Here is a 12,091-nt window from a genome sequence, read left to right on the forward strand (position 1 = left end):
CGAGTTCGCTGCTGGACAGCGACGTACACGGTTCGTAGGTAGTTCCATCGTTGTTTGCAGACCATCGATCAGGGAAGGCTGTGATGAATGGTAATGCCTTCCCAAGACTGTCGGTTTGGCGGATGGTGCTCGATGGTGGCATCAAAGTTGAACCCGTTCCAGAAAAGTGGGCTGCAGGTGTGGAGGAACATGCCGTTAATACCAGAATCGATGCTGCAACGTAACCTGTCCACCAAGGAATCGGCGATGTGAGGTGGTGTGAATTGTGTGCCATCGATAGCCGGAATGTGATCACAATGGCGCGATGTCATCAGCCGAATCCTGGTCGGCATTCGCGATCGTGCGGGCTGCGCCGAAGCATGCACTGGAGAGGTTTCGTGCCGATGCTGCTTGTTCGCGGAGATCTGCTACCCAGGTGTCGATAACGCCTCGGAACAAATCATGAGTGGTATGCCCTTCTGTGCACTCGCCCCAATAGTTTGTCGAGAACGGACGATCCGCCTGCCGCGCCAGCATTTCCAACTGTTCAGATGCTTCGTCGGCTGACTTACCTCGCGCCCTCCACCATCCCTCGGTGGATTCCAGCAGGTCACCGGTGTCGAAGTTGTAGTGCTGCCCCAACGGTTCGTCGTCGCCTGTCATGTTTCCCCCTGTGTTGTGTCGCGCGTCGAATAATCTTCGCGAAGCGAAACCCTGTTGACGGATTACCTAACTCGTCACAGTCAACACAGTAGAGTCCCTGCTGTCCAGAGCACGTGTGAGGGTTGTGAACAGATCTGGGGGTGGCCGTGGAGTCCGCGGGCGTCGATGAGTTTCGGTTAGGTGCCATCCCAGCCAACGGTCACTAGCTCGACCAACTTGTGGTTGTCCGGTCGATGAGTGGCGGGGAGGACTCCGGCAAAGTCGCGGCGCTCGGTACCGCGATATCCACGGTAGCGGCTGGGGGTTCTTCCGACGGTCGATTTCAGTCGACGGATTCGAACTCGCCCGCATCGACCTCCAGCAACGCCGCGAGAGTGACGTGCTCGGCTCGCTGTAATCCGGTGGCAAGTGCTCCCTGCACTTCCTGTCACTGCTCGACGACCCGACGTAATCGCCGACGCCCGCGAGATCGCCGAAGAGGTTGTGTCCGTGGATCTTCCACTGGCCGACCATCGCACCCTCGCTGACCTGGTCGACGGCATCCTGCCCCCCAGAAGGTCGCCTACCTCGACAAGTCGTAGTCTGGGGTGCGCCGCGAGGCTAAGGGATTGGTAACGGCATTTCCGGGATGGTGAGTTTCGTGAAACTTATCGCCCGTGCGCACAGCTTGGAAGTCTCAGGTGGGTGAGAGGTTTGAATCACGGTCGTGTGTACCGGGGAGTGCGCGGACTTCACGGTCGTCATACATGTGAAGCGGTCACGTGAGTTAACGAGGACTAACCGATCACCAACGGTTAGGTTGTATGAGATCTTGTACCACCCGCGATCACGAATGTTCTCCTCAAACGAAGGCCTGTTTCCGGTGGCTTGGCTTATGCGGCCCATGTTATTTCCCACATACCTCCAGAGGCATCCACGTGCGGTCTGATGATCCGCCAGAGCGACATCCTCGGCTGATGATGGGTCGACACCAACGGAAGCGAGATCGTCGTTTGTGAGCGCCGTGCAGGGCTCGTAGCTGGTTCCGTTGTTGTTTTTGGACCATCGGTTCGGAAACAGGGTCTTAAACGGTAACTTGCGACCTTGGTCATCGGCCTGGCGTATCGCCGTTGGGTTTTCAACCGTCGATTGTGGTTGGCCATCCGTCGTGCAGGCAGCTACCGCGCACAGTCCACTGGCACAAAGAATCGAACAATAGACACTGAAAGTCGATACCACTCGACTACGTTGACGACGTATCACGTAGACGCGACCGATTGTGCTGCATTGTTATCAGCGGAAGTGATCGTGCGGGTTGCATCAATGCATGCGGTTGAGAGGTTCCGTGCAGAAATTGCCTGTTCCTTCAAGTTGGCGACCCAAGTGTCGACAACTTCGCGGAACAGTTGGTGAGTTGTTCTCCCTTCAATGCAGTCTCCCCAGTAGTTTGCGGTGAACAGATTGTCGACGCGGCTGGCAAGCGCTTCCAACTCGTCTGCTGCAGCTATTGCTGTCTTGGCTCGCGCCTTCCACCAGGTCTCGCTGGACTCAACGAGGTCGCCGGTGTCGAAGTTGTAGTGCTGGCCTTGCGGTTCGTTATCGCCTGCCATGCTTCCCCCTGTGTTGTGTGTGTTGTGGTGTTGAACAACCTTCGCGATATGAAACCTGTTGATGGATTGCTTAACTCGTCACAGTCAACACGGTAGAGTCCCTGCTGTCCAGAGCGTGTGAGGGTTGTGAACAAAATTCGGGGGTAGCCATGGCGGGGAGTCCGTGGGGCTCGATGAGCATGGGTGAGGTGCTGGTGATCGTCCGGTCGATGAATGGTGGGGACGCCTCTGGTGATGTGCAGGCATTGGGAACGGCCATATCAGAGGCCCTGCGGATTGGGAATGTGCTGATAGCTGATTTCAGGGATACGGGGGCGAAAGGCCTCGGTGCGTCGGCGTGCCGTGATGCGGGGGATCGACTGGGCTGGACTGTGAATGTCCGGACAGAAAGAGTTTCGGTGGGGCACCACTCGATGAGTACGGCGCATGAGGTCATCGATGCGACAACCGGGCGAGAAGCCGAGCTTGAAAAACTGCGAGAGTATGCGGGCACGGTGTCGGGTCGTGTGCAGTCGGTAGTCATACGTTCTTACGTTCAGGATCTGATGAATTCGACGTATACCCATCCCATTACGGGCATTCAGGTGGCGGCGACGAATGATCTGGGTGACGCTGACGATCGAATGGCCTCGTTGTTGTCGTTGACTACTACCGCAGATGCTGCAAACTCAACGTCCGGCAGCAACGAACTGTCGGGTATAGTTCCGACCACCGCCAACCGTCCCGTGGGGGTATCGCCTGTGACGCAAACGGTCTCGACCAACAATGGAACCGTGCCGGTGTCGACGCGGCAGGACAACAACACGGTCCGACAGCCAGGGACGTCGACGGCGGCGGACACGACCAAGTCGTCTACTCAATCGTCCAAGTCGATCGGCGATATACCAAATACAGTTACCCGGCAAGAAGATACGGATATATCGACTCAGGATACCGTGGATAGCAACCGTGATGATCCCACGGTGACACCCACCCGGGACACAACTGTGCCGACCACGAACGCTCCGAACGGCTCGGGTCCGAACACTTCGGGACCGACACCGGCGGGGCCGGGGAACCGGAGTCTGAATCTGTCGTCGCCACTGTCGTTGCCGGGGTTGAACACTCCCACCGGGACTCCGGGGTCTCCGGGTTCGGTGCCGCGATCGGGGTCGGTGCCGATCACGACAGGTGGGCCGCGGTCGGTGCTGTCGCCACGGGGTGTGGCGCCGCTGGGTACGACGTCGGGTACGTCGACGACGTCGGCGGTGCCGGGTACGTCGGCTGCCCGGACGATGGGCGGTGGGGCGGTGCCGCCGGGTTCCCGCACCTCCGGTTCCCGTGACGGTGGTGGCGGTCACACCGTGGCGAGCTATCTGCGGACGCGGGGGAACGGGGAGGAATTGGTCGGGTCGTTGCCTCTGGTGGCGCCGCCGGTGCTCGGTGACTGGGATCCGGGGGACTCGGAAGATGCTGAGCGGGAGGGCGATTCCGATTCCGGTGGCGACACCCGGCGCTGACGAAGGTCGTTGTGATGCGGGATGTTTCGCGATCGGAGAACCATTGCCGTACCTGCCGTTGTGCGCGGCAATCCGTAATTGGGCTGCACTACCGGCGACTGCGACGCCGGGTGTCGTCGTCGCCGTGGCCGCTGCGGCGGTGGCTGGCCGTGTGGGCGGCGGCGGTGACCGCGGTGACCGTCGCGATCGGGGCGGTGCTGTCGGTCAGTGCCGCAGACATCGATCCGGCGCTGCGGGAGGCCGCGCATCGGGCCGCCGCGACGCTGTCCCGGATTCCGCTCACCGACAGCCGGCCCGGTGCTGACGGCACCTACGAACGCGCGCAGTTCGGCGCGGCATGGACCGACGCGGTGAGCGTCACCGGCGGCGGGAACGGCTGCGACACCCGGAACGACATCCTCGCCCGCGACCTGTCCGACATCACCACCGGCATCACGTCGAAATGTGCGCGGGCGGTGATGTCGGGGGAGTTCCGGAGTCCGTATACCGGTGAGTTCATTGTGTTTTCGCGGGAGCGGGCGGCATCGGCGGTGCAGATCGACCACATTGTTCCTCTTGCCTTCGCCTGGTCGATGGGTGCGAGTTCGTGGCCGGCGTCGCGGCGATACGCATTCGCCAACGACCCGGCGAATCTGGTTGCGGTTGATGCCCGCTCCAATCAGGACAAGAGCGATGCCGAGCCGGCGCGCTGGATGCCGCCGCTCAAGCGGTTCCGGTGTCAGTACTCGGTGCAGTTCGTCGCCGTCACCGGCGCCTACGGCCTGACACTCGACAAACCGTCAGCCCAGGCCCTCGCCGAGGTATTGGAAGACTGCTGAGCCGGACCGGACGGAAATGAGCCTCGGAAGGATCGACAACCCTCCTCCGTTACCCTGGTGACCGAACTGATTGCCGACGTCAAGCGAGGATTCATGAGCGCACCCACCGCCGAATCGGTCGGGACCGATATCGAGAGCGCGGTGTTGTCGCTGGCGACCGCCGCCAAGGCCGCCTCGCGCAGCCTCAACGGACTCACCACCGCCACCAAGAACGAGGTGCTCCTCGCCGCAGCCGAGGCCATCGAGGCGAATGCCGAATCGATCCTGGCCGCCAACACCTCCGACGTCGACCGCGCCGAAGCCAGTGGCACCGAGGCCGGCCTCATCGACCGGCTCCGGCTCACCGAGGCCCGCGTGCACGGGATCGCCGACGGCCTGCGTCAGGTGGCTGCCCTCGCCGACCCGATCGGGGAGGTCGTCTCCGGCAAGACCCTGCCCAACGGGCTCGAACTGCGGCAGGTGCGGGTGCCGCTCGGCGTCGTCGGCATCGTCTACGAGGCCCGCCCCAACGTCACCGTTGACGCGTTCGGCATCGCCTTCAAATCCGGCAACGCCGTGCTGCTGCGCGGATCGTCCTCTGCGGCGAGCTCCAACGCCGAACTCGTCCGCATCCTGCGCGAGGTCCTGGTCGCCAAGGGCGTCAGCGCCGACGCCGTGTCGCTGCTGCCCAGCGAGGACCGCGCCAGCGTCACCGCACTCATCCGGGCCCGCGGCCTCGTCGACGTGGTCATCCCGCGCGGCGGCGCCGGCCTGATCAACGCCGTCGTCTCCAACGCCACCGTGCCCACCATCGAGACCGGCACCGGCAACTGCCACGTCTACGTGCACGCCCTCGCCGACATCGACGTGGCCACCCGCGTGGTGCTCAACTCCAAGACCCGCCGGCCGAGCGTGTGCAACACCGCCGAGACCGTCCTCATCGACAAGGCCGTGGCCGCCGACGCACTGCCGCAGATCTCGCAGGCGCTGCAGATGCAGGGCGTCACAATCCACGGCGACGAACCCGGCATGGTCCCGGCCACCGAGGATGACTGGAACGCCGAGTACCTGTCGCTGGATATCGCGATGAAGGTCGTCGACGACCTCGACGCCGCCGTCGCACACATCGACACCTACGGCACCGGACACACCGAGGCCATCATCACCACCGACCTCGCCGCTGCCCGTGAGTTCACCACCCGCGTCGACGCCGCGGCCGTGATGGTGAACGCTTCCACCGCGTTCACCGACGGCGAGCAGTTCGGATTCGGCGCCGAGATCGGCATCTCGACGCAGAAACTGCATGCCCGCGGACCGATGGGCCTGCCCGAACTGACCTCCACCAAATGGCTGGTGTGGGGCGACGGCCACGTGCGTCCGGCATGAGCGCGATCGTTCCGTCGTTCAGCGGCGTCCCCGAGGTGGTCTCCCGGCTGCGGCAGACCGGTTACCTCGCCGACGACGCCACCGCCACCAGCGCGTTCCTCGCCGACCGGCTCGGCAAACCGCTGCTCGTCGAGGGGCCGGCAGGTGTGGGCAAGACCGAACTCGCCCGGGCGCTGGCCACGGCGACCGGGGCCGAACTGATCCGGCTGCAGTGCTACGAGGGCATCGACGAGGCCCGTGCCCTCTACGAGTGGAATCACGCCAAACAGATCCTCGCTATCCAGGCGACCGGTACCCGCTCGTGGGACGAGGCCAAGAGCGACATCTTCTCCGACGAGTTCCTGCTGCCACGGCCGCTGCTGCGAGCCATCTCCCGTGACGAACCGACGGTGCTGCTGATCGACGAGGTCGACAAGGCCGACGTCGACATGGAAGGTCTGCTGCTGGAGGTGCTCAGCGACTTCGCCGTCACCATCCCCGAGATGGGCACCGTCGCCGCCACCCGCCGGCCGATCGTGCTGCTCACCTCCAACGCCACCCGCGAACTGTCCGAGGCGCTCAAGCGGCGCTGCCTGTACCTGTACATCGACTTTCCCGACGCGCACCGCGAACGGGAGATCCTGTCGTCGCGGGTACCCGGACTCGGCGACGCGTTGTCGGCGGAGATCGTGCGGATCATCGGGGTGCTGCGGACTCTCGACATCCGTAAGAAGCCGTCGGTCGCCGAGACCATCGACTGGGCCAACACGCTGCTCGCGCTCGGCGCCGGCGACGACGTGTCCGGTCGCCGCGCCACCCTCGACGACGGACTGATCGCCCGCACGCTCGGAGTGGTGCTCAAACACCGCCCCGACCTGAAGACGGCGATCAAAGAACTCAAACTCGGCTGATGGCCCGTCGCGAGACCTCCCTTGAAGGCAGAGTTGCGCCCACCCCGCTCGACGACGTGCCCCTGGTGGGTCAGCTCACCGGGTTTGTCGAAGCCCTGCGCGGGAAGGGCATGCCGGTCAACCCGTCGGCACTGATCGACGCCGGCCGAGCCATGTCGGTGCTCGACCTGCTCGACCGCACCAGCCTGCGGGAGGGTCTGGCGGCGACGCTGCTGACCGAGCAGAACCACCGCATCGTCTTCGACAAGCTCTTCGACCTGTGGTTTCCGCCCGCACCGGGTGTGCGGACCACCACGTTCGAGCTGCCTCACAACGTCGAGGGCGAGATCGACGTGGAGGCGACGCGAGACATGATCGCCGACCTGCTCGCCGACGACGACGCCGAACGGGACGGTCGGCTCGCCGAGCTGGTGGCACAGATCGTCGACCAGCTCGGCCGGTACGAGTCGACCCGCGGGGAGGCGTTCTCGGCATATCAGGCGATGTCGGTGGTGAGTCCGCAAACCCTCATCGCCAAGATCGCCGCCGCGATGGACTCCGGCAACGACGGCAGCGCGGGCCGCGCCGGGACCGCCGAACGCTACCGGGCCGCCGCCCGGGCGCGTGCGGGCGGACTGCGGGCGGCCATCGAATCGGAAACCCAGCGGCGGATGGCGATGCGCAACGGCCGCGACACCGTCGCCGACTACGCGGTACCGAACCTGCCGGAGAACATCAACTTCCTGTCGGCAGGGGCACGGGAGCAGGCGCAGATCCGGCGCACCATCGAACCGCTGGCCCGGCTGCTCGCGGCCAAACTCGAGATCCGCCGGCGCCGCTCGCATCGCGGGCAGGTGGATGTGCGTAAGACGCTGCGGGCATCGATGTCCACGGGCGGGGTGCCCATCGACCTGATCCACCGCAAACCGCGGCCGCACCGCCCCGAGCTGGTGATCATCTGTGATGTGTCCGGCTCGGTCGCCGGTTTCTCACAGTTCACCCTGCGGCTGGTTTATGCTCTGCGGCAACAGTTCTCGAAGGTGCGGGTGTTCGCTTTCGTCGACACCGTCGACGAGGTCACCGAGTACTTCGACAGACACACCGACGACGGCGACTTCGGTGCCGCCATGCACCAGATGATCTCCGAGGCCCGCATCTCCACCCTCGACGGGCACTCGGACTACGGCAACATGCTGCGCGGATTCGCCGCCGAATACGCCGAATCCCTGACCCACCGGGGTGCGCTGCTGATCCTCGGCGATGCCCGCAACAACTACCACGACGCCCGCATCGACGCCCTCAGCGAACTCGTCGACCGGGTCCGCAACTCGTACTGGCTCAACCCGGAGGCCGAATCGGTGTGGGGGACCGGCGACTCTGCGGCACCGCAGTACGCGCAGGTGATCCAGATGTACGAATGCCGCAACGTCACCCAGCTCGGCGAGGTCATCGCCGACCTGCTCCCGGTCTAGGCTCCGGCAGTCCTGGTACTTGGCACCGGTAGACTCACCCTTCATGTCCTCCGACCGCCCCCGCGTGCGCCGTATCGGTGTGATGGGCGGAACCTTCGACCCCATCCACAACGGGCACCTGGTCGCGGCCAGCGAGGTGGCCTACCGGTGCAAACTCGACGAGGTCATCTTCGTGCCCACCGGGCAGCCGTGGCAGAAGATGTCTGGCACCGAGGCCAGCGGCACCGCGCCCCGGTCGGTGAGCCCCGCCGAGGACCGCTACCTGATGACGGTCATCGCGACCGCGTCCAACCCGCGGTTCAGTGTCAGCCGCGTCGACATCGAACGCGAGGGCGCCACCTACACCGTCGACACCCTGCGCGATCTGCGGGCGATCCTGCCCGACGCGCAGTTATACTTCATCACCGGCGCCGACGCGCTCGAATCGATCCTGTCGTGGCAGCACTGGGAGGAGTTGTTCGCCCTCGCCAAATTCGTCGGTGTCAGCAGGCCCGGCTACGAACTGCATGCCGAGCACCTCGCCGACCACCTGGCGAAGCTGCCCGCCGACACCCTGCAAACCCTGGAGATCCCGGCGCTGGCGATCTCGTCGACCGACTGCCGCGAACGCGCCGCCACCGGCCGGCCAGTCTGGTACCTCGTGCCCGACGGCGTGGTGCAGTACATCGCCAAACGGCGCCTCTACCGTGCGCGCGCCTCCCGCGGGGTGAGCGCACCATGACTCCCACTCCGCCGGTTGAGGTGCGAGGTCGCCCGGCGACCGAGCCTCGAAACCTCGTGAGCGGACAATGTCATCTCACGAGGTTTCGAGGCTCGTCGCTAGCGCTCCTCGCACCTCAACCGGCGGTGGGACGAATTCGATCAAACAGTGAGAGGGGACGCCATTGAGCGCCGCGCCTGAATCCCTGAAAATGGCCGAGGTCGCCGCCCTAGCGGCCGCCGACAAACTGGGACACGACATCACCGTCATCGACGTGTCCGAGCAACTGGTGATCACCGACCTGTTCGTGATCGCCTCCGCCGACAACGAGCGGCAGGTCAACGCGATCGTCGACGAGGTGGAGGACAAGCTGCGCGAGGCCGGGCACAAACCGGCCCGCCGGGAGGGCACCCGTGAGGGACGGTGGGTGCTGCTCGATTACGTCGACATCGTCGTCCACATCCAGCATGCGGAGGAACGCACCCTCTACGCCCTGGACCGGATGTGGAAGGACTGCCCGGTCATCGAGATTGAGGGTCTATGAGCGGCGGACCGGACTCCCATGACACCTCAGTCGAACGCCTGACACCGATCGCGCGCCGGCTGCTGCTGCTGCGGCACGGGCAGACCGAGTACAACGCGGGCAGCCGGATGCAAGGGCAGCTCGACACCGATCTGTCCGAGCTCGGTGTGCGGCAGGCCGCCGCCGCCGCGACGGTGCTGGCCAAGCGGTCACCGCTGCTGATCCGGTCGTCGGACCTGCGGCGCGCCCACTACACCGCCCTGGCGCTGGGACAGGAGTCGGGCCTGGAGGTGACCACCGACATCCGGCTGCGGGAGACGCATCTCGGACAGTGGCAGGGCATGACCCACTACGAGGTCGACGAGATCGCCCCGGGTGCCCGGCGCATCTGGCGCGACGACGCCACGTGGGGGCCGCCCGAAGGCGAGACGCGGGTGGATGTGGCCAACCGCGCGGTGCCGGTGGTCACCGAACTGGTCGCGGCGCTGCCGCAGTGGGGCACCGGGGACAACCCGGACGCCCCGGTGGTGCTCGTCGCACACGGTGGGGTGATCGCCGCGATGACCGCCGCGCTGCTCGATCTGCCGATCGGGTCGTGGCCGGTGTTCGGGGGTCTGGCGAACACCAGCTGGGTGCAGTTGTCCGGCCACGGGGTGCCGGGTGAGGCGCCGAGGTGGCGTCTGGACGTGTGGAATGCGTCTGCCGAGGACGCCGACCCGGGAGTGCAATGAGCATCGTCGTCCTGTCGGATTCGCTGGCCTTTTTCGGACCGAAAGGCGGTCTGGCAGCCAATGACCCGGGAATCTGGCCGTCGATCGTGGCCCGCGACTGCGACCGCGAACTCAAGCTGTTCGGCCGGATCGGCTGGACCAGTCGCGACGTGTGGTGGGCACTGACCCAGGACCCCAACATCTGGGCGGCCATCCCCGACGCGGAGGTGGTCGTGATGGCGTTCGGCGGCATGGATTCGCTGCCGTCGCCGCTGCCGACGGCGTTCCGTGAGCAGATCCGCTACATCCGGCCCAACTGGCTGCGGCAGACGGTGCGCGACGGCTACCAGTGGGTGCAGCCGCGCGCGTCGAAACTCGGTAAGCCGCTGGCCCTTCCGGGGTCGGTGACCGCCGAATACTGGGACAAGATCGGGTCATCGATCAAGCAGTTGCGGCCGGACCTGCCGATCGTGGTGTGCCTGCCGCCGACCCATGCGAGCCCCTACTACGGATTCGTGCACAAGGGCCGGTTGGAGACCACGGGTGCGATTGCCGATTACGCTCGGGCGCAATCATTTCCGACCGTAGATTTCTATCCGACGACGCGGGACGCGTTCGCCGACCCGGATCAGCAGATGAACCCGGACGGCATCCACTGGGGGCTGCAATGCCATCGCGACATCGCCGCGCTGGTCACCCCGGTCGTGCGTGACGCACTGGGCGTGCCGGCCGCCGGTACCGACGGGCTAACGTAGACGCCGTGCCTGTTGTCGTCGTCACCGACTCCTCGTCCTGCCTGCCACTGTCGGTGGCCGGGCATTACGCGATCCGGACCGTCCCGCTGCACCTGAGCGCCGACGGCGTCGACTATCGCGACGGTGTCGACGAGGTGCCCGAGAATCTCGTGACGACCCCCGGCGTGAACACCTCCGGCGCCAACCCGCACGAACTCGGCGAGGCGTTCGAGGAGGCGGTGGCGGCCAGCGACGGCGCCGGCGTGGTGGCCGTACACATCTCACGGAAGCTGTCGGGCACCTGGGGCGCGGCCCGGCTGGCGGCGGAGAAGTTCTCCGGCCGGGTGCGCGTCGTCGACTCCCGTTCAGTGGGTCTGGCCGTCGGGTTCGCGGCGATCGCCGCCGCCCAGGCCGCGGCCGACGGTGCCGACCGGGACCGCGTGTACGAGGCCGCGATCCGGCAGGCGGCGACACTCGACTCGATGTTCTGCGTGTCCACTCTCGACAACCTGCGTGCCAGTGGCCGCATCAGTGCGGCAGGCAAGATGCTCGGCTCGGCTCTGTCGATCAAGCCGATCTTGCACATGGTCGACGGCACCATGACGCTGAAAGAACGGCACCGCACCTTCTCCAAAGCCATCGCCAAGTTGAAGGACGGAGCCCTCGAATCGGCCGGCGGGCGCGCCGTCACGCTCGGTGTACAGCATTGCGAGGCACCGGAATTGGCCGCCGAGGTGGCCGACGACCTGCGCAAGCGACTCAAGGTGCTCACCTCGTCGATAATCGTCGAGATCTCGCCCGTCCTCGGCTGCCACGTCGGACCCGGTGCCGTCGGTGTTGTCATCGGCACCCACCTCGACCCGATCGAGGGCATTCCCGGGAACTGAGCTGCCGACGCCTGTCAAGTGCGTCATCCTCAGGGTGTCGCCCATCGGGGATCTATCCACAGATATTGTGTGGTAAGCACTTTCGTCTGTCCGTAGCGAGTTTCCGGCCTTAGGGTCGGTGCATGGCTTCCACGACCGGCGACCAGTCGTCCCGCACCTCCACCGGTGAACGGCCGCGCGGATCGCGCGGGGGTTCCTCGCAGACGAGTCCGCTCGATCGGTTGCGTACCGCGCCGCCGGCCCCGGTACGTGGCGATGTGGTGCCGGAGCCTCCCTCACTCGC

Annotated in this window: 13 protein-coding genes and 1 pseudogene; 10 read left to right on the forward strand and 4 right to left on the reverse strand. The window is 65.4% G+C overall.

Going from position 1 to position 12,091, the window contains the following annotated elements; genetic code table 11:
- Nucleotides 1-291: 291 nt before the first annotated feature.
- A complete protein-coding gene (locus tag GOAMR_RS23930; RefSeq protein ID WP_005181986.1) occupies nt 292-642 on the reverse strand; it encodes a hypothetical protein in 351 nt (116 codons plus the stop codon).
- A gap of 322 nt (nt 643-964) precedes the next feature.
- Here GOAMR_RS23930 and GOAMR_RS25425 point away from each other — a divergent pair.
- Nucleotides 965-1,223: pseudogene (locus GOAMR_RS25425) on the forward strand (ATP-dependent DNA helicase RecG); the annotation flags it as partial.
- Nucleotides 1,224-1,242: 19 nt separating this feature from the next.
- Here the strand turns inward: GOAMR_RS25425 and GOAMR_RS25845 are convergent.
- The 3 genes from GOAMR_RS25845 to GOAMR_RS01770 all read right to left on the reverse strand — a co-directional run bounded on the left by GOAMR_RS25845 (nt 1,243) and on the right by GOAMR_RS01770 (nt 3,540).
- A complete protein-coding gene (locus GOAMR_RS25845) occupies nt 1,243-1,884 on the reverse strand; it encodes a DUF3558 family protein (RefSeq protein WP_373278750.1) in 642 nt (213 codons plus the stop codon).
- Nucleotides 1,881-2,231: a hypothetical protein gene (locus GOAMR_RS23945; RefSeq protein WP_005181989.1), complete on the reverse strand. Its 351-nt coding sequence runs from the start codon at nt 2,229-2,231 to the stop codon at nt 1,881-1,883. Before GOAMR_RS23945 ends, GOAMR_RS25845 begins: the two co-directional genes overlap by 4 nt.
- A 925-nt stretch (nt 2,232-3,156) precedes the next feature.
- A complete protein-coding gene (locus GOAMR_RS01770) occupies nt 3,157-3,540 on the reverse strand; it encodes a hypothetical protein (RefSeq protein ID WP_005181991.1) in 384 nt (127 codons plus the stop codon).
- Between the two features lie 339 nt (nt 3,541-3,879).
- Between GOAMR_RS01770 and GOAMR_RS01780 the strand changes: the two genes are divergently transcribed.
- The 9 genes from GOAMR_RS01780 to GOAMR_RS01820 all read left to right on the forward strand — a co-directional run bounded on the left by GOAMR_RS01780 (nt 3,880) and on the right by GOAMR_RS01820 (nt 11,808).
- Nucleotides 3,880-4,548, forward strand: coding sequence for an HNH endonuclease family protein (locus GOAMR_RS01780; RefSeq protein ID WP_005181995.1), 669 nt, complete (start codon nt 3,880-3,882; stop codon nt 4,546-4,548).
- A 93-nt stretch (nt 4,549-4,641) separates the two neighbouring features.
- Nucleotides 4,642-5,913, forward strand: coding sequence for a glutamate-5-semialdehyde dehydrogenase (locus tag GOAMR_RS01785; protein ID WP_040514099.1), 1,272 nt, complete (start codon nt 4,642-4,644; stop codon nt 5,911-5,913).
- Nucleotides 5,910-6,803, forward strand: coding sequence for an AAA family ATPase (locus tag GOAMR_RS01790; protein ID WP_005181998.1), 894 nt, complete (start codon nt 5,910-5,912; stop codon nt 6,801-6,803). Before GOAMR_RS01785 ends, GOAMR_RS01790 begins: the two co-directional genes overlap by 4 nt.
- A complete protein-coding gene (locus GOAMR_RS01795; protein WP_005182000.1) occupies nt 6,803-8,254 on the forward strand; it encodes a vWA domain-containing protein in 1,452 nt (483 codons plus the stop codon). Before GOAMR_RS01790 ends, GOAMR_RS01795 begins: the two co-directional genes overlap by 1 nt.
- A 43-nt stretch (nt 8,255-8,297) precedes the next feature.
- Complete coding sequence (nadD, locus tag GOAMR_RS01800; RefSeq protein ID WP_005182002.1) at nt 8,298-8,975, forward strand: nicotinate-nucleotide adenylyltransferase; 678 nt, start codon at nt 8,298-8,300, stop codon at nt 8,973-8,975.
- A 190-nt stretch (nt 8,976-9,165) separates the two neighbouring features.
- A complete protein-coding gene (rsfS, locus tag GOAMR_RS01805; RefSeq protein WP_373278752.1) occupies nt 9,166-9,498 on the forward strand; it encodes a ribosome silencing factor in 333 nt (110 codons plus the stop codon).
- The gene (locus GOAMR_RS01810) at nt 9,495-10,208 is read left to right on the forward strand and encodes a histidine phosphatase family protein (protein ID WP_005182009.1); all 714 of its coding nucleotides are present in this window, start codon (nt 9,495-9,497) and stop codon (nt 10,206-10,208) included. The genes rsfS and GOAMR_RS01810 overlap by 4 nt, the downstream gene beginning before the upstream one ends.
- Nucleotides 10,205-10,942: a diglucosylglycerate octanoyltransferase gene (gene octT, locus GOAMR_RS01815; protein ID WP_005182012.1), complete on the forward strand. Its 738-nt coding sequence runs from the start codon at nt 10,205-10,207 to the stop codon at nt 10,940-10,942. The genes GOAMR_RS01810 and octT overlap by 4 nt, the downstream gene beginning before the upstream one ends.
- Nucleotides 10,943-10,947: 5 nt before the next feature.
- On the forward strand, nt 10,948-11,808 hold the full coding sequence (locus GOAMR_RS01820) for a DegV family protein (protein WP_005182015.1): 861 nt from the start codon (nt 10,948-10,950) through the stop codon (nt 11,806-11,808).
- Nucleotides 11,809-12,091 lie beyond the last annotated feature (283 nt).

The organism is Gordonia amarae NBRC 15530, from assembly GCF_000241345.1.
GTDB lineage: Bacteria > Actinomycetota > Actinomycetes > Mycobacteriales > Mycobacteriaceae > Gordonia > Gordonia amarae.